General features: G+C 58.0%; 17 protein-coding genes. 7 read left to right on the forward strand and 10 right to left on the reverse strand.

All coding sequences use genetic code 11. The features are described 5' to 3' along the window. Positions 1-383: 383 nt before the first annotated feature. Positions 384-524, reverse strand: a complete 141-nt coding sequence (gene yjjY, locus KFZ77_RS16435; protein ID WP_152548344.1) for a YjjY family protein — start codon at positions 522-524, stop codon at positions 384-386. A 95-nt stretch (positions 525-619) separates the two neighbouring features. Here yjjY and arcA point away from each other — a divergent pair, with 95 nt between their 5' ends. Next, on the forward strand, positions 620-1336 hold the full coding sequence (arcA, locus tag KFZ77_RS16440) for a two-component system response regulator ArcA (protein WP_031519621.1): 717 nt from the start codon (positions 620-622) through the stop codon (positions 1334-1336). A 59-nt stretch (positions 1337-1395) separates the two neighbouring features. Here arcA and creA read toward each other — a convergent pair whose 3' ends face one another. Then, a complete protein-coding gene (creA, locus tag KFZ77_RS16445) occupies positions 1396-1866 on the reverse strand; it encodes a protein CreA (RefSeq protein ID WP_031519619.1) in 471 nt (156 codons plus the stop codon). A gap of 207 nt (positions 1867-2073) precedes the next feature. Between creA and robA the strand changes: the two genes are divergently transcribed. Beyond that, a complete protein-coding gene (robA, locus tag KFZ77_RS16450) occupies positions 2074-2943 on the forward strand; it encodes an MDR efflux pump AcrAB transcriptional activator RobA (RefSeq protein ID WP_031519618.1) in 870 nt (289 codons plus the stop codon). 3 nt (positions 2944-2946) lie between these two features. On the opposite strand, the gene gpmB is transcribed toward robA, so the two are convergent. After that, on the reverse strand, positions 2947-3594 hold the full coding sequence (gene gpmB, locus KFZ77_RS16455) for a 2,3-diphosphoglycerate-dependent phosphoglycerate mutase GpmB (RefSeq protein ID WP_031519616.1): 648 nt from the start codon (positions 3592-3594) through the stop codon (positions 2947-2949). 52 nt (positions 3595-3646) lie between these two features. Between gpmB and yjjX the strand changes: the two genes are divergently transcribed. Further along, positions 3647-4162 carry an inosine/xanthosine triphosphatase gene (gene yjjX / locus KFZ77_RS16460; RefSeq protein WP_264386208.1) on the forward strand — a complete coding sequence of 172 codons (516 nt, stop codon included), beginning with the start codon at positions 3647-3649 and terminating at the stop codon, positions 4160-4162. Here yjjX and trpR read toward each other — a convergent pair. Both trpR and sltY read right to left on the reverse strand, forming a co-directional pair. Next, positions 4153-4485, reverse strand: a complete 333-nt coding sequence (gene trpR / locus KFZ77_RS16465) for a trp operon repressor (RefSeq protein WP_264384806.1) — start codon at positions 4483-4485, stop codon at positions 4153-4155. The genes yjjX and trpR overlap by 10 nt on opposite strands. A 62-nt stretch (positions 4486-4547) precedes the next feature. Then, positions 4548-6482, reverse strand: a complete 1935-nt coding sequence (gene sltY / locus KFZ77_RS16470; protein ID WP_264384807.1) for a murein transglycosylase — start codon at positions 6480-6482, stop codon at positions 4548-4550. Between the two features lie 255 nt (positions 6483-6737). Between sltY and ettA the strand changes: the two genes are divergently transcribed. Then, entirely contained in the window at positions 6738-8405 is a 1668-nt protein-coding gene (gene ettA, locus KFZ77_RS16475) for an energy-dependent translational throttle protein EttA (RefSeq protein ID WP_031519608.1), read from the forward strand. 38 nt (positions 8406-8443) lie between these two features. Here the strand turns inward: ettA and KFZ77_RS16480 are convergent, their stop codons facing one another. Then, the gene (locus KFZ77_RS16480) at positions 8444-9340 is read right to left on the reverse strand and encodes a LysR family transcriptional regulator (RefSeq protein ID WP_031519605.1); all 897 of its coding nucleotides are present in this window, start codon (positions 9338-9340) and stop codon (positions 8444-8446) included. Between the two features lie 119 nt (positions 9341-9459). Between KFZ77_RS16480 and KFZ77_RS16485 the strand changes: the two genes are divergently transcribed. After that, positions 9460-10461 (forward strand): zinc-binding alcohol dehydrogenase family protein, encoded by a 1002-nt coding sequence (locus tag KFZ77_RS16485; protein ID WP_264384808.1) that lies wholly within the window; start codon positions 9460-9462, stop codon positions 10459-10461. Between the two features lie 140 nt (positions 10462-10601). On the opposite strand, the gene nadR is transcribed toward KFZ77_RS16485, so the two are convergent. From nadR to serB, 3 genes are all read right to left on the reverse strand, one after another. Continuing rightward, positions 10602-11834 carry a multifunctional transcriptional regulator/nicotinamide-nucleotide adenylyltransferase/ribosylnicotinamide kinase NadR gene (nadR, locus tag KFZ77_RS16490; protein WP_031519599.1) on the reverse strand — a complete coding sequence of 411 codons (1233 nt, stop codon included), beginning with the start codon at positions 11832-11834 and terminating at the stop codon, positions 10602-10604. An 83-nt stretch (positions 11835-11917) separates the two neighbouring features. Further along, positions 11918-13300, reverse strand: coding sequence for a DNA repair protein RadA (radA, locus tag KFZ77_RS16495; RefSeq protein ID WP_264384809.1), 1383 nt, complete (start codon positions 13298-13300; stop codon positions 11918-11920). Positions 13301-13311: 11 nt separating this feature from the next. Next, a complete protein-coding gene (gene serB / locus KFZ77_RS16500; protein WP_264384810.1) occupies positions 13312-14283 on the reverse strand; it encodes a phosphoserine phosphatase in 972 nt (323 codons plus the stop codon). Between the two features lie 147 nt (positions 14284-14430). Between serB and KFZ77_RS16505 the strand changes: the two genes are divergently transcribed. Both KFZ77_RS16505 and lplA read left to right on the forward strand, forming a co-directional pair. Next, positions 14431-15081, forward strand: coding sequence for a YtjB family periplasmic protein (locus KFZ77_RS16505; protein ID WP_031519593.1), 651 nt, complete (start codon positions 14431-14433; stop codon positions 15079-15081). Positions 15082-15139: 58 nt separating this feature from the next. Further along, positions 15140-16156, forward strand: coding sequence for a lipoate--protein ligase LplA (gene lplA / locus KFZ77_RS16510; protein WP_264384811.1), 1017 nt, complete (start codon positions 15140-15142; stop codon positions 16154-16156). Positions 16157-16168: 12 nt separating this feature from the next. On the opposite strand, the gene yjjJ is transcribed toward lplA, so the two are convergent. Continuing rightward, on the reverse strand, positions 16169-17497 hold the full coding sequence (gene yjjJ / locus KFZ77_RS16515; RefSeq protein ID WP_264384812.1) for a type II toxin-antitoxin system HipA family toxin YjjJ: 1329 nt from the start codon (positions 17495-17497) through the stop codon (positions 16169-16171). Between the last annotated feature and the right edge of the window lie 54 nt (positions 17498-17551).

The following is a 17551-nucleotide window of genomic DNA, read 5'->3' on the forward strand; positions in this document are numbered from 1 at the left end:
TCTGCATTACGCGTAACCAGATAGATTTACACCCTCTTATTACGTCGTAAAAAATTACATTACAGCAACAATTAACAGGCGGTTACGCCGAAAATATATAAACTTTGCTTATGGATTTATCCGAGTTGCTGGCCGCTTTGTTATGAGGATACCGCATGTTATCCTTATGTTTATCATGAATAAACCCGATGAAAATATCGCTTGTTATTTCTATTCACCTTGTTTATTAGTTAGGGGGTGAAACGACATGATTGATTATAAAATTGTGACCGAATCGCGTTCTGTGAGACGTCAATTTCATGAAACGCTCGACGTGCTACAATTGAACTTGATATATGTCAACGAAGCGTAGTTTTATTGGGTGTCGTAGCCGCCCTGGTCTGTTATGTTGCTGTTAAAATGGTTAGGATATCAGCCGTTTTTGACACCGTCGGGTCCACAGAAAAAGTACCCAAGACCAGGCTAATGATGTTGTTGACGTAGACGAATAGTGCATCAAGAACGCCATTACGTACTTTAGTCATGTTACGCCCGGCATGTTAATTTATATCATGCAGCAGGCAGGTCAGGGACTTTTGTACTCCTGTTTCGATTTAGTTGGCAATTTTAGGTAGCAAACATGCAGACCCCGCACATCCTTATCGTTGAAGACGAGTTGGTAACACGCAACACGTTGAAAAGTATTTTCGAAGCAGAAGGCTACGATGTTTCTGAGGCCACCGATGGCGCTGAAATGCATCAGATCCTCTCTGAGAATGACATCAACCTGGTGATCATGGACATCAACCTGCCGGGTAAAAACGGCCTGTTGCTGGCGCGAGAGCTGCGTGAACAAGCTAACGTTGCCCTGATGTTCCTGACCGGCCGCGACAATGAAGTCGACAAGATCCTTGGCCTCGAAATCGGCGCCGATGACTACATCACCAAGCCGTTCAATCCTCGCGAGCTGACAATCCGTGCGCGCAACCTGCTGTCGCGTACCATGAACCTGGCCGCCGTCAGCGAAGAGCGCCGCAGCGTTGAGAGCTATAAATTTAACGGCTGGGAACTGGACATCAACAGCCGTTCTCTGATCGGCCCGAATGGCGAACAGTACAAGCTGCCGCGCAGCGAGTTCCGCGCCATGCTGCACTTCTGTGAAAATCCGGGCAAAATCCAGACGCGCGCCGAGCTGCTGAAGAAAATGACCGGTCGCGAACTGAAGCCGCACGACCGTACCGTTGACGTGACCATTCGTCGCATTCGTAAGCACTTCGAATCCACGCCGGACACGCCAGAAATCATCGCCACTATTCACGGCGAAGGTTACCGCTTCTGCGGCGACTTACAGGAATAACTCCCGGTTACGTAAAAAAGGGCAGCTGACTGCCCTTTTTTCATTTCTGGCGCCGGGGGTTACTTCCAGGGCATCACCGGAACCGCGCTGAGCGCATTTTTCGGTGAGCCTTCCACCACTTTGTCTGAGTACGCGAGGTACGCCAGCGTGTTGCGTTTAGCATCATAGAAGCGCACCACCTGTAGCTTCTTGAATATCAGCGATGTGCGTTTCTGGAACACCACATCCCCCTGCGCTTTACCCGCTTTGATCTTCTCGCTAATTTCGATCGGCCCTACCTGCTGGCATGAGATCGCTGCATCTGACGTATCCTCCGCCAGACCCAGTCCACCCTTGATACCACCGGTCTTAGCGCGGCTGATGTAGCAGGTAACGTTTTTTACGTCCGGATCGTCAAATGCCTCAACCACAATCTTATGATCCGGCCCGAAGATCTTGAATACCGTGTCGACCGATCCGATCTCCTCTGCCGCAGCGTGGAAGCTGAAAAGCGAAAGCAGCGCGGCAAAAGTTAAGTGTCTATATTTCATATTGTTACCATTTTTAAAATATTGCCTGGTGTGATTATTACACTGTGTTGAAAAAAGTTTAATTATCACTGCGTTACACGCCTGACGCGAATTTTGTAGAAAAAAAGCCTCAGGCGTGGCAAAAAACACAGAATGCTAAAAAAACAAAAAATGCTATTATCCGCACCTTAGTTTCAAGCACTCTCTCATGCTGGATGAGGATATTTTATGGATCAGGCTGGGATCATTCGCGACTTGCTTACCTGGCTGGAAAGCCACCTGGATCATCCCCTCTCTTTAGATAACGTGGCGGCTAAAGCGGGCTATTCCAAGTGGCATTTACAACGGATGTTTAAAGACGTTACCGGGCACGCAATTGGTGCCTATATACGCGCGCGCCGGCTGTCAAAGTCAGCGGTGGCGCTTCGCCTCACCGCGCGTCCCATACTCGATATTGCCCTGCAATATCGATTCGATTCGCAGCAAACTTTTACCCGCGCGTTTAAAAAACAGTTTTCCATGACGCCAGCGCTCTATCGCCGCTCGGCCGACTGGAGCGCGTACGGCATTCGCCCGCCGCTGCGGCTGGACAGCTTTACGCTCCCGGAGCATAAATTCGTTACGCTGCCACCGATGCACCTGATTGGTCTCACCCAGAGCTACAGCTGCGCGCTGGAGCAGATTTCCGATTTCCGTAACGAGATGCGCATCCAGTTCTGGCGCGCGTTTCTGGAACACTGCCCGACCATTCCACCGGAGCTGTACGGGCTGCACGAGCCGCGTCCCAGCATCGAGCGGGATGACGAACAGGAGGTGTTCTACACCACCGCGCTGCCACCGGAGCTGGCTGAAAACTGCCTGCCGAATGCCCACGCGGTTACCCTGGATGGCGGTGACTACGTGCAGTTCGATTATGAGGGGCCGGGAACCGGACTGCAGGAGTTCATCCTGACGGTGTACGGCACCTGTATGCCTTCGCTCAACCTGACCCGTCGTAAGGGCCAGGATATTGAACGCTTCTTCCCGCGCGACGAAACCAAACACCAGGAGCCGCCGCGCTATCTGCGCTGCGAGTACCTGATTCCGATTCGCCGCTAACGGCTAACGCTGCATTTCATCCAGCGCAGGGGCGTCCAGATGTGAGACGTCGCCTGCGGTTTCCACCACCCAGCCTGATGCCAGCCACGGGCTTTGCTGGTAATCAACGCGGGAAAGCGAACAGTTGCGCAGACGCAGGCGGCGTTCCGCCCAGGCGGGCAGACCGAGAATGGTACTGACCAGACAGCCCAGCGCCATGCCGTGACTCACCAGTAGCGGACGACTCCCTTCCGGCAACTCCAGACACGCATTCAGCGCGCTCTGCATGCGCTCGCTCAGTTCCACCATCGACTCGCCGTCCGGAATACGTCCGTCGGGCGTGCCGTTCACCAGCTGACGACGCCAGCCCTCTTCTTCCTCGGTCAGACCGTCGATATGGCGCTGCTCCAGCACGCCCATATCCAGCTCGCGCAGGCGCGCGTCGAGCGTCACGTCACACCCGCAAGCCTGAGCAATAATACTGGCGGTCTGACGCGTTCGTCCCAGATCGCTGGAGATGATATGGGTGATGCCCAGCGCTCTGGCGCGTTCAGCCACCTGCTGCGCCTGCTGCTCACCCTTTTCGGTCAGGGCGCTGTCAGACTGCCCCTGAATGCGTCGCTCGGCGTTCCACTGCGTTTCGCCGTGGCGAACAAGGTATACCTGTAACATACTTTTTATCCGTTATACTGCTGCACACGTTTTATCAGAATGTTAAATGATTATGCACCAAGTTATCTGTGCCACCACTAATCCCGCCAAAATTAAGGCGATTCTGCACGCGTTTGAGGCCATTTTTGGCACCGCATCCTGCCATATCGAATCTGTGGTCGTCGAGACCGGCGTGCCCGAGCAGCCGCTCGGCAGCGAAGAGACCCGCGCCGGGGCGCGTATTCGCGTTCAGAATGCGCGGGCGCTGAAACCCGAGGCGGATTTTTGGGTTGCCATCGAAGCCGGCATTGACGAAGGCAGCACCTTTAGCTGGGTGGTAATTGAACGTGGAGATAAGCGCGGCGAAGCGCGATCCGCCACGCTGCCGCTGCCAGAATCTATTCTGGAGAAAGTGTATCAAGGTGAACCGCTGGGGCCGGTGATGTCTGCCCTGACCGGCATTGACGCCATCGGCCGCAAAGAGGGTGCCATCGGCGTATTCACCGGCGGGGTGCTGACCCGCAGCAGCGTTTACCACCAGGCGGTAGTGCTGGCGTTAAGCCCGTTCCATAACGCGATTTACGACTGATCGCCGTTGAGCAGCACCTGCTCCAGCCAGACGCGCAGCTCAGGCGGAGCAGCTTTCAGGCTGTTAGAGCCACGAGTAATCGTGGCGATGCCGGCGCCCAGTTCATTTTTGAGTTCGCGCTGGCTCATCTCACCGCGCAGCAGCTCTTCGATGATACGCACGCGAGTGCCGAGCGCCTCACGTTCGTCAGGGGTCAACAACAGCATCATCAGCGGAAGATGCAGATCGCGATCGAACGCGTTTTTCAGCAGCTCCACGAAACGAAGCCACTCCTGATTGTGTTGTTCGGCCTGCTCTGCAGACCAGGGCGCGTGTTGGGTCATGTTATGCCGCCATCCGGAATACTCATTAACTAGTACAGCAGCATAACATACCCGACGTCAAATCAGTAACGGCGCTGCCATTCGCTGCTGGTCAGCAACGCTGGCTTATCCCCCATGAAGTAACGGTAATACGCGTCATAAGCCAGCACGTTTTTCACGTAGCCGCGGGTTTCAGAGAATGGAATGCTCTCGATAAAGGCAACCGCATCGAGGCGCCCGGCGCTGTTGCCAAGCCACGTCCTTACTCGCCCCGGCCCGGCGTTGTAGGCTGCCGACGACAGGATGCGGTTATAGCCGAACTGCTCATAAACGCTCTGCAGATAGGTAGTGCCGATGTTGATGTTCATTTCCGGATCGAGCAGCTGATTACTGCTGCTGTAACCCGGAATGCCAAACTTCGTCACCGTGTGGCTCGCGGTAGCGGGCATCACCTGCATCAGGCCAGACGCCCCCACCGGGGAGCGCACCTTCGGGTTCCAGGCGCTCTCCTGACGGGCAATCGCCATCGCATAGCTTTTCGAGATGTCTTTGTTGCTGACGTAACGGTCGAACGTGCTCTGCCAGGCCAGCGGGAAACGCTCTTCCAGCTGATCCCACAGCTTACCGGCGATGGTGGCCTGCACGCTGAGATCCCACCAGTCCTGGTCGAAGGCATAGCGCGCCAGCGCCGCCTGCTCGTTTACCGGACGGCTGACCACCAGATTCGCCCACTCGCTGCGCGCCGTGTTGTCCATGCCCCAGTACATCAGCTCGCGCACGCGGGCCATCTCCGGCCCCTGGAACACGGCACTGTTAACCTGCGGGGCTTTATCGACGCGCAGCGGGTAATCCTCGCCGAGGCGCTGGGCCGCGACCATCGGATAGAAGCCGCGGGTCTGCATCAGATCGCGCAGAATGGTTTTGGCCTCTTCTTCACGCCCGCGCTCCAGCAGCAGATCGGCCTGCCAGTAGCGCCACTCGTCTTTTTCTTTCGCTTCCATCGGCAGACGCGCCAGCCAGGTGTTCAGCCCACCGCGATCGCCGGTTCCCAGCGCCATACGCACGCGGCGCTCAATCAGCGAGATGGACTGGGAACGCATGATGACGTCGTCACGCCAGTGAGCCTCCTCAGCGGTGATATCGTTGCCCATCAGCCGCCAGGCCACCAGCTCGTTCAGCTCTTGCACCTGATCGGCATTGAGTTTCTGCGCCTGGGTCAGAGAGGAGATCATCATGCGCGCGTTGTCCGCATCCTCACGGGCGACGCTGGCAAAGGCTACTGCCACCAGCTGGCGGGTAAAGTCGGTCGCTCCCACCGTCTGCGCGAAGCTCAGCACGCTGTCAGGGTTGTTGGCGAGGCTTATCAGCGATGAAGAGAGCGTCTGATACTGCGACGGCATTTCTACAGCCAACTGCCCCACCAGACGGGTATTGCCCTCTTTCATCGCCAGGCGAATGCGCTCAAGGTAATCTTCCGGCTGCTGCGTGCCTGAGCTGCGCCAGGCCGAGAACAGACGGTCGCAGGCCGGCGGCAGATTTTTCCCGGTCAGCCACAGGCGCTTCGCCCCAATCCAGGCATCGCTGGTCTGACCGGTGTTGTATTTCGCGTAGTAGAAATTACATTTCGCCTCGGTGGTGCCCGGCTCGGTAGTGCTGAAGGCAAGCAGACCGCGCCAGTCCTCGCGCCGCGCCAGCTCGTTCACAAAACGCGATTTCAGCGCGCGTGCCGGCGGCAGCGTCGGGTTCTGCTGGATAAACTGGCTCACCGCCAGCGCCGGCTGGTTCATCAGATCGTCAGTCAGCTGACGGTACTGCAGGTAGGGATAGAGCGGATAGTCGCGCAGGCCGGGCATCATCTGCTCCACCACCGCCATCTGGCGGCTGTCCCACGCCTGTTTAATCTGGGTATAGCGGCTGCGTTGTTCATCCAGTGAATCGGCACGCGCCAGGCTGCTTACGGTCATCAGACACACGCTGGCCGCAAGCACGCGCCAGACGGCATGTTTGGCTTTTCCCACAGTGACTCCTCAATATCGTTGTTCCCGCGGCAGCCTCATGCCGCCCCTGAGCCGGTGTGCTTACAGCACAACCTTTTCATGCTAACCAGGCATGCCCGGTTGCGCCATGATATGAACATTTTTTTACGCTTTGTGTGGCGGCCTGCGCGACATAACACGCCGGGCGTTGATGGCTGGGCTTGGGCCATGAAAAAGGCTACACTTCGCATCTGATACGAACCAGTTTACTCACTATAAAAGAGGCGAAGTCGCAACGTGGCTCAATTCGTTTATACCATGCATCGTGTCGGCAAAGTCGTACCGCCGAAACGTCATATTTTGAAGAATATCTCGCTGAGCTTTTTCCCGGGCGCGAAAATCGGTGTGCTGGGTCTCAACGGTGCCGGTAAATCTACCCTGCTGCGCATCATGGCTGGCATCGATACCGAAATCGAAGGCGAAGCCCGCCCGCAACCCGGCATTAAAATCGGCTACCTGCCGCAGGAGCCGCAGCTCAACCTTGAGCACACGGTACGCGAATCCGTTGAGGAAGCGCTGTCTGAAGTGGTCACCGCGCTGAAGCGTCTGGACGAAGTCTATGCGCTGTATGCCGACCCGGATGCCGATTTCGACAAACTGGCCGCCGAACAGGGCAAGCTGGAAGAGATCATCCAGGCGCACGACGGTCACAACCTGAACGTGCAGCTGGAGCGCGCCGCTGACGCTCTGCGCCTGCCGGACTGGGATGCGAAAATCGCTAACCTCTCCGGGGGTGAACGCCGCCGCGTTGCACTGTGCCGCCTGCTGCTGGAAAAACCAGACATGCTGCTGCTCGACGAACCGACCAACCATCTGGATGCGGAATCCGTGGCCTGGCTGGAACGCTTCCTGCACGACTTCGAAGGAACCGTAGTGGCGATTACCCACGACCGTTACTTCCTCGACAACGTGGCGGGCTGGATCCTCGAACTTGACCGCGGGGAAGGTATTCCGTGGGAAGGCAACTACTCCTCCTGGCTTGAGCAGAAAGATCAGCGTCTGGCTCAGGAAGCGTCTCAGGAAGCGGCGCGTCGTAAATCTATCGAGAAAGAGCTGGAGTGGGTGCGTCAGGGTGCTAAAGGCCGTCAGTCCAAAGGCAAAGCGCGTCTGGCTCGCTTCGAAGAGCTTAACAGCACTGAATACCAGAAGCGTAACGAGACTAACGAACTCTTTATTCCGCCGGGACCGCGTCTGGGCGATAAAGTGCTGGAAGTGTCGAACCTGCGCAAATCCTACGGCGATCGCGTACTGATCGACGATCTGACTTTCTCTATCCCGAAAGGGGCGATCGTCGGTATCATCGGTCCGAACGGCGCGGGTAAATCCACCCTGTTCCGTATGCTGTCCGGTCAGGAACAGCCGGATGCGGGCACCATCGATCTCGGTGAAACCGTGAAGCTGGCGTCGGTGGATCAGTTCCGTGACGCGATGGACAACAGCAAAACCGTGTGGGAAGAAGTGTCCGGCGGGCTGGACATCATGAAGATCGGCAACACCGAAATGCCAAGCCGCGCTTACGTAGGCCGCTTCAACTTCAAAGGTGTCGATCAGGGCAAACGCGTGGGCGAGCTGTCCGGCGGTGAGCGCGGTCGTCTGCACCTGGCGAAGCTGCTGCAGGTTGGCGGCAACATGCTGCTGCTTGATGAACCGACCAACGACCTGGATATCGAAACCCTGCGCGCGCTGGAAAACGCCCTGCTGGAGTTCCCGGGCTGTGCGCTGGTTATCTCGCACGACCGCTGGTTCCTGGACCGTATCGCGACCCACATCATCGATTATCAGGATGAAGGTAAAGTCGAATTCTTCGAAGGTAACTTTACCGAGTACGAAGAGTACAAGAAACGTACCCTGGGCGCGGAAGCGCTGGAGCCGAAGCGTATCAAGTACAAGCGTATTACCAAGTAATCGCACCACTCAGAGAAGGGCACTCGCCCTTCTCTTTTTTATCCCAGATAGAAATCCTTAATGTCGCGGAATGCCATCGCAAAGTCGATGTAGCTGGCCAGCGCCGGTGAGTTCAGTTTGCGGCTCGGATAGACCAGATAAAGATCGTTCCCCTCCGCCTGCCACTGCTCCAGCACCGGCACCAGCACGCCCCGCTCAAGGGTATCCTCCAGCAAAAATGACGGCAGCAGGGTCACCCCCGCTCCGGCCACGGCGCACTCGCGGGCATACAGCAGGTTATCAGTAAGATGCTGCCTGGGCAGGATGCAGCGGTAATACTCCTGCTCGCGATGCAGCACCCATTCCGCCCACGCCCGGTGCGTGATACAGCGGTGCGACGCCAGCTGGCCCGGATGCGTCAGCGCAGGATGCTGCGCCAGATAGCCAGGCGCGGCCAGCAGATGACGCGGGCAGTGGCCAATCAGACGGCCTATCAGCGACGAGTCCTGCGGCTTACCGGTGCGCAGCGCGACGTCAAACCCCTCCAGCACCAGATCCCGGATATCATCCGACACCGAAACCTCCAGCATGACGTCGGGATACGCCTCCTGGAAACGGGCGTTCATGCGCGCCAGCAGCGTTGCGCCGATCCCCGCCGGGCTGGTGATGCGCAGCCGTCCGCTGGGGTTTTGCCGCAGCCGCTGGATAGCGTGGTCCGCGCGCTCGCTGGCAGTGAGCATTTCACGGCAGTGCACCAGATAATGCTCGCCGGCAAAGGTCAGGTTAAGCGTGCGGGTGGTGCGGTTGAGCAGGCGGATGCCGAGGCTGTTTTCCAGCTGGCTGATGCGCTGACTGACGCTGGACTTGGGCAAGCCTGCCCGCCGGGCGGCAGCCGTGAAGCTCCCGCACTCGGCCACCAGCGCGAACAGTGCCATATCCTGAAGCGACTTAAACATGATTGTTCACCTGAGACGAACACGCCATTCTTGATTGTCCATCTTATCAGCTTAACAACCCAGGCATAGACTACATTGAATACAACAGCCTGAACGTCTCACCCATTGAGGAAAAAAATATGTCTGTGAAAGCGATTGCCGTTAACCCGCAGGATCCTAAGCACTTTATTGAGATTTCCCAGCAGGAACCGACGCCGGGTGACTACGATTTATTAGTGGAGGTGAAAGCCGCCTCCGTGAACCCGGTGGACACCAAGGTCCACAAAGGGCTGGTGAAAAACGGCCTGCAGGAGCCACGCGTGCTGGGTTGGGATGCCAGCGGCATCGTCAAAGCGATGGGCAGCAAGGTGACCGGCTTTAAAGCCGGAGATGAAGTCTGGTACGCCGGGGACATCACGCGTCCGGGCAGTAACACCACCCATCAGCTGATTGATGCCCGCATTGTCGGCCACAAGCCGCGCACCCTCGACTGGGCCGCCGCCGCCGCCCTGCCGCTTACCGCCCTGACGGCCTGGGAAGGTTTGTTCGAACGTCTGAACATTCAGGATGCCGGAGCGGACAAAACCCTGCTGATCATCGGTGGCGCGGGCGGCGTAGGTTCTCTCGCCATCCCGTTTGCGAAGCACCACAGCAACATCAGGATTATCGCGACCGCTTCCCGGGAAGACTCTGCACAGTGGTGCCGCGATCGCGGTGCGGATCTGGTGGTGAACTATAAGGATCTGCCGGGTGAACTGGCGAAGCACGACATCACGTACGTGGATTACATCTTTATTCTCAATGATACCGATGGCCACTGGGCTAACGTCAGCAAGCTGATCGCCCCGCAGGGCCATATCTGCACCATCGTAGAGAACGAGCATCCGCTGGATCAGAACGAGCTGAAGCTGAAATCCGCCGCGCTGCACTGGGAGTTTATGTACACCCGCAGCATGTACCAGACCGCCGACATGGCGCGTCAGGGTGAGATCCTCAATGCGGTGGCGAAGCTGGTTGACGACGGCGTGGTGGAAAGCTCACTCAGCAAAACGCTGCACGGCCTGAGCGTTGAAACCCTGCAGCAGGCACACGATGCCGTGCTCGACGGCCATATGCGCGGGAAAGTGGTTATCGCCTACTAAGCATGTCGCGGGTGCGCGCCGCTTACCCGCCCTACGATGAGGTAACGTTTTTGTAGGGTGGGTAAGCGTAGCGCCCCCACCTTCAGCACAGCGGCATTTGTAGGGTGGGTAAGCGCAGCACACCCACCTTCAGCTCCAGGCTATCCCTGCTCACCCATCATTTTTTTGACCAGTTCGACGCAGCGCAGGAAGCGGCTGTCGTAGTCGGACTCCTCGACGTGCACATACTCGACGTTGTTGGCCTCGAGCATCTCCACCAGCATGCTCTGAAATTCCGTGCGATCCACAGAGCTGCCAAGGCTGCGCAATCCGTCGGCAACCCAGGGCGTGTTGTTCTCCAGCAGGATCACCAGGTCGAAGCGGTACTCGTCGATGAGCGCCTGAACGAACGGATGCTCGCGCCCCTCGTACTTCTTACAGAACGCCTGTGTGGTGACAAAATCGGTGTCAATGAAGGCCACTTTGTTGGCGTACTTCACCGCGAAGTCGATGTACTGGGCGTGACCAAGCGCGATCTTGTCGTAATCGGAGTACTGCAGCGCCATCTCGTCACCACCAAGGTGGGAAAAGACATAGTCGCGCCCGTACTCCCAGGCGCTGGTGGTGTTGAAGATATTGGCGAGCTTGTTCACCAGCGTCGATTTACCGCTCGATTCGCCGCCCAGCACCGCCACAGTGCGCACGAAGAACGGCTTCACTTCCGTAGGGATGTATTCCCAGTAGCGGAACGGGTTTTCGCGGATCTGTGCCCCGCTGATGTTCATAAAGGTGCGTTTCGGATCAATAAGCACCGTTTCAATGCCGAGATGCTCCAGATACTGCGGGGCATCGGCCTCTTCCGAGGTGTAAATCCAGTCAGGCGCAATGCCCTTCTCTTGCATGAAGGTTTTGATGCCGTTGCTCCAGACGTCCCAGCCGTGCGGATACGGCTCCATATCCTCTTCGTTAAACGCATGAATACGGATATTTTTCTGGTATTTAAATGTCTGGAGCAGCCAGCGCAGACGGTCAGGCACCGTAGGCTGCTGGGACATGGCGCTGGCTTCAAACAGCGCGCGGTCGCGCTTCTCGTCGTAGCCCATGATGATATGCAGCTCATCCACCTGGCTACAGGCGCGCTGGATCAGATAGATATGCCCGGTATGCAGCGGATAAAACTTGCCGAATACCACGCCGATATTCTTTTGCGTGCGCGGAAACTCAAGGCCGAGGAAACGGTGCAGCGCCTCAAGCTTTTGCGCGCTGGGACTTTTGATTTTGGCGTTCAGCAACTGGCTGAGATAGCCCTTTGTCATGCCGCAGGCTGCCGCGACCTGCTGAAGGGTACACCCCTTCTGACGGATCGCGGTTTTCAGATACTCGAATGATGACAAGGTGCCTCCTGCCTCCCGCTGTTGCTCGCCTCCGGACGCTGCCGGACGCGAACAACCGGGTAATTAACCGATTGAATTGCTAATTATAAATCGTCAAAAACGTTTAGCGCATCAGAAAGCTTTTTCACGCCAAAGATTTGCATTCCCTCGGGGATTTTTTTCGGCACGTTGGCAGCCGGCACAATCGCGCGGCGGAAACCGTGCTTCGCCGCTTCGGAGATACGCTCCTGCCCGCTCGGCACCGGACGGATCTCACCGGCCAGCCCGACTTCGCCGAACACAACAAGGTCCTGCGGCAGCGGACGATCGCGCAGGCTGGAGACCATTGCCAGCAGCAGCGCCAGGTCGGCACTGGTTTCGGTGACCTTCACCCCCCCCACCACGTTAACGAAGACGTCCTGATCGGCCATCTGCAGGCCGCCGTGACGGTGCAGCACCGCCAGCAGGATCGCCAGACGGTTCTGCTCCAGGCCGACCGCAACGCGTCTCGGGTTGCCCATCATCGACTGATCCACCAGCGCCTGGATCTCTACCAGCAGCGGACGCGTGCCTTCCCAGACCACCATCACCGAACTGCCGGAGGTGACTTCATCGCCGCGGCTCAGGAAGATGGCGGACGGGTTGCTGACTTCACGCAGCCCCTGTTCGGTCATGGCGAATACGCCCAGTTCATTGACTGCGCCGAAGCGGTTCTTGTGGCTGCGCAGGGTGCGGAAGCGGGAATCGGCGTCGCCGTCAAGCAGCACCGAGCAGTCGATGCAGTGCTCCAGTACTTTTGGCCCGGCCAGCGAGCCGTCTTTTGTCACATGGCCAACCATGACAATCGCCACGCCGTGGGTTTTGGCGAAGCGCGTCAGATAGGCGGCGGTTTCACGCACCTGCGCGACGCTGCCCGGCGATGACTGGATATCCGCCATGTGCATCACCTGAATGGAGTCGATGACCATCAGTTTTGGCTGCTCCTCCTCGGCAATCATGCAGATCTGCTCGATGCTGGTTTCGGAGAGCATATTGAGATTGTTGGTCGGCAGCCCCAGACGATGGGCGCGCATCGCCACCTGCTGGAGCGACTCCTCACCGGTGACATAGAGCGTTTTCATCTGCTCCCCGAGTTTGCACAGGGTTTGCAGCAGCAGCGTGGATTTGCCGGCGCCAGGGTTACCACCAATCAGAATCGCGCTGCCCGGCACGACGCCGCCGCCCAGCACGCGGTCAAACTCTTTAAAGCCGGTGGAAAAGCGCGGCAGCTCTTCCAGGCTGATGTCGGAAAGCTTCTGCACTTTCGCCCCGCCCGCACTGCCGGCATAGCCGCCGAGGCGTTCGTTGCGCGCTACCGTCGGCGAGGCGGCGATACGCACTTCGGTGATGGTATTCCAGGCATGACAGGCGCTGCACTGCCCCTGCCAGCGCGGATAATCCGCACCACATTCATTACAGACAAATGCGCGTTTTGGAGCTTTCGCCACCTTGTACCTCGTTATTTCTTGTTCAGACTGCCTGAGAGAATGCAGAACACGCCCATCAGATCAGCGTGACGGATCGTCACTTCGGTTTTTTCATTTACTTTCGGCTTGGCGTGGTAGGCAATACCCAGCCCCGCCGTCTGGATCATTGGCAGATCGTTGGCACCATCGCCCACGGCAACGGTTTGATCCATCGGGATATCATACTGCTCGGCCAGCCGCTTCAGGGTTTTTGCTTTGTACTGCGCATCGACGATGTCACCGGTCACGTTGCCGGTCAGCTTCCCGTCCATGATCTCGAGTTCGTTAGCGACTACCGCATCAAGATGGAGTTTATCGCGCAGGTATTCAGCGAAGAAGGTAAAACCGCCGGAGGCCAGCGCTACTTTCCAGCCCAGGGACTGTAGTTTCAGCACCAGCTGAATCAGGCCGGGCATCAGCGGCAGTGCGTCGCGCACCTGGCGCATGATAGCGGCATCCGCGCCCTTCAGCGTACCCACGCGTTCGCGCAGGCTGGCGGTAAAGTCGAGTTCGCCGCGCATCGCGCGCTCGGTGACTTCCGATACCTGCTCGCCGGTACCAGCAAGCTTTGCCAGCTCGTCAATGCACTCAATCTGGATCACCGTGGAGTCCATATCCATGACCAGCAGACCCGGGGTGCGCAGATGCGGGATCTTGCCGAGCGGTGCCACGTCCAGCCCGGCGTCATGTGCCAGACGCGTAGCGCGTGGCGTGAGCGAGCCTGCGAGACGAATTACCTGATAGTCTTCGACGCACCAGGCGGCAACGATCACCATCGCGGCGCCAAGCTTGTGCTGATATTGGGTCAGTTGTGCTTTATCCAACCCCCGACCGTACAGAAGCCAGCCGCTGCGGCCTGCGTGATAATCCAGCGGCATTACCTCATCACCACTCAATGAAAGCGGCAACCCTGGCCAGTGAGAAACATCGTCTGGCAGATCGCACCAGGTCAGACTGTTTGGCATTACTGCTCCTGTATAAAATCGTCGGGCTGAAAAAGAGCCTGACATTGCGCGCCCGGAGGGAATGTCTCGGCTAAAAACAACGCCTGAGGCTACCCTGTCCGCAGCGCTTCTGGCAACATTAAGCTTCAAATTTTCAGCAGGTGGAATATGGCTCGCGCAAAACTGAAATTCCGGCTTCATCGTGCAGTCATTGTGCTGCTCTGTCTCGCATTATTAGTGGCTCTGATGCAGGGTGCATCCTGGTTCAGCCAGAGCCACCAGCAAACCCGTAATTTACAGCTGGAGGAGCTGGCGCAGACCCTGGCCCGGCAGGTGAGCTACTCTCTCGCGCCGCTGGTGGCGACCGACAACCCTGACGAAAAGCGCATCACCGCCCTGCTCAACAACCTCACCGACAGCAGCCGCATTCTCGATGCCGGGGTGTATGACCTGCAGGGCGATATGATTGCCCGCGCTGGCGAAAAGGTCTCTCTGCGCGACCGGCTGGCGCTGGACGGCAAAAAAGCGGGTAGCTATTTCAATCAGCAAATTGTTCAGCCCATCGAGGGGAAAAGCGGCCCGGTTGGCTTCCTGCGTCTGACGCTGGATACGCACACGCTGCCCACCGAGGCGAAGCAGGTTGATAACACCACCAACATCCTGCGCCTGATGATCCTGCTGGCGCTGGCTATCGGCGTAGTGCTGGCCCGTACCCTGCTGCAGGGAAAACGCAGCCGCTGGCAGCAGTCGCCGTTCCTGCTGACCGCCAGCAAAGCGGTGCCGGAAGAGGAAGAGCACGAGGAGAAAAAAGCCCCGTGATCGTCGGGCGGCGGGTTCGTGTTAACATGCCCCCCCGCTCCGGTAAAGGAAATCCGCTATGCCAACGCTTCGCCTGCTGCTCTCCGACTCCTTTGATCCCTGGTTTAATCTGGCGGTAGAAGAGACCATATTCCGTCAGATGCCTGCCACCCAGCGCGTGCTGTTTCTCTGGCGTAATGCCGACACCGTGGTGATTGGCCGGGCACAGAACCCGTGGAAAGAGTGCAATACCCGGCGCATGGAAGAGGATAACGTGCGTCTCGCCCGGCGCAGCAGCGGCGGTGGCGCGGTGTTCCACGATCTCGGCAACACCTGCTTTACCTTTATGGCCGGCAAACCCGAATACGATAAAAGCGTCTCCACCGCCATCGTGCTCAACGCCCTGACGGCGCTTGGTGCGACGGCAGAAGCGTCAGGACGCAACGATCTGGTGGTGAAAACCCCGGACGGGGATCGGAAAGTGTCCGGCTCCGCCTATCGCGAAACGCCGGATCGCGGCTTTCATCACGGCACGCTGCTGCTTAATGCCGACCTCAGCCGTCTGGCCAACTATCTGAATCCGGACAAGAAAAAGTTACAGGCCAAGGGAATTACCTCGGTGCGCGGCCGCGTCGCCAATCTCAACGATCTGTTGCCGGGCATTACGCACGAACGTATTTGTGAAGCGGTCACGGAGGCGTTTTTCGCATACTACGGCGAGCGCGTCGAAGCGGAAGTGATTTCACCGGACGCGTTCCCGGATCTGCCAGGCTTCGCGGAGACCTTTGCGCGCCAGAGCAGCTGGGAGTGGAACTTTGGTCAGGCCCCCGCCTTCAGCCATCTGCTGGACGAGCGCTTTACCTGGGGCGGCGTCGAGCTACACTTCGACATTGAGAAAGGGCACATCACCCGCACCCAGGTGTTTACCGATAGCCTGAATCCGGCCCCGCTAGAAGCACTGGCAAACCGGCTGCCGGGCACGCTCTATCGCGCTGATAGGCTGCAGCAGGCCTGTGAAGCGCTGATCGTTGATTTTCCGCAGCAGGAAGCAGAGCTGCGCGAAGTGGCGGCCTGGATCGCAACAGCGGTGCGCTAATGCAGTCTGGCCTTACGCCATTCGTGCGATAAGGCCAGCAGCCTGATGCAGCTTGCCCTGCATCTCCCGCGCAATGATACGAAATGCCTCGCTGATGCGCGGCTCGCCTTCGACGCGCTGCCAGAATCGTTCCGCCAGCATCAGCGCGCGCGACCAGTGCATACGGGCGACTACCGTCTCCGGTACTACATCAATCGCGTTCTCACGCATGCCGCCCGCCCTGTTGGGCGCCCACGCCATTGGCAGCATGTCATATACCGGCGTAACCTGGACCGGGAAATCAGACAGGAAAAAGGAGAGATTCCCGGCATGCATATCGGTATTGCCAATGAGTCGTCCGAATGCCCAGCAAACATCAACACATTCGACCGTCTGCGCCTCTACCCGTTTTTGCGCAGCCAGCTGTTTCACCACTACCGGCCAGTGACCAGCGCCGGCAACAAATTCGCTCTGCAGTGATTCCAGCGAGACGATAGAGCGTCTTCCCTCTTCCCCTTCACAGTCAAAACGCCGGACCTCCAGAAACGCCTGCCCGTCAGGATGAGTGAACCAGCGCGCCTCACTCGCTGCGATCCCGTCGTTCCGCAGCACATCCAGCGCAATAGCTTCGGCGCAGAGCAGATCGGCCCAGCGCTGGCTTACCGCATTCCGCTGCGGGGCAGTAAATTTCACCAGCACTTGCGCTGGACCAGAATCGGTCATGGCATAGCAGGAAAATTTGGGCTGCTCTCCGCCCGCTGATGAGCCAACAATTTCTCCCGCCAGCGCTTCCTGAGCCAACAGGGCGTAGCGTGCGGGTTTATCCTGCTGCGGGATCGGCTGGTTTCGTTCTGCATGAAGCCAGCGCTGATACGCTTTATCGCCGATTAACCAGCCGCCCGGATGTTCGCCGTCGGTCATGCTTAGCGCCAGCAGCACCTCTTCTTCCTGCCATAGCCGGATATCGTCCGGCAGCGCAGCGCGAGCAGCCAGTTTTTTGCCCCATGCCCGCCCCAGGAAACCTTGTGGACGCAGGTCGGTTAAATACCAGGGTAAACCATCGAACCATTGCCACAGCCCGTTTTTCAGGGCAACCAGACAACTTCCCTGCGGCCAACACGGCCAGAGCGTACCAAACGGCCAGACGGTCCCGCGTTCATCTATCTGCCACAGAGGGAACGCCGCTGTTCCGCGGACCGGGCGCAGCAGCGCATAGCGCGTAGCGCGGGCTTTACCGAATGAGACGATCTGCGGTTCGTCGTTCACCAGGCGTGAAAAAGTCGCCTGGCTAATCCCAAGCAAGCCGCGTATATCGGGACCGGAACGTGGCCCGGCAAGCAGAAGGTCAGTCAATGCGCTCATATGAATAGATTCGTGAATAGATACCTGAATAGATTTATAGCGCTATTTCTCTGA

It is taken from the genome of Siccibacter colletis, from assembly GCF_025914095.1.
Taxonomy (GTDB): Bacteria; Pseudomonadota; Gammaproteobacteria; order Enterobacterales; family Enterobacteriaceae; genus Siccibacter; species Siccibacter colletis.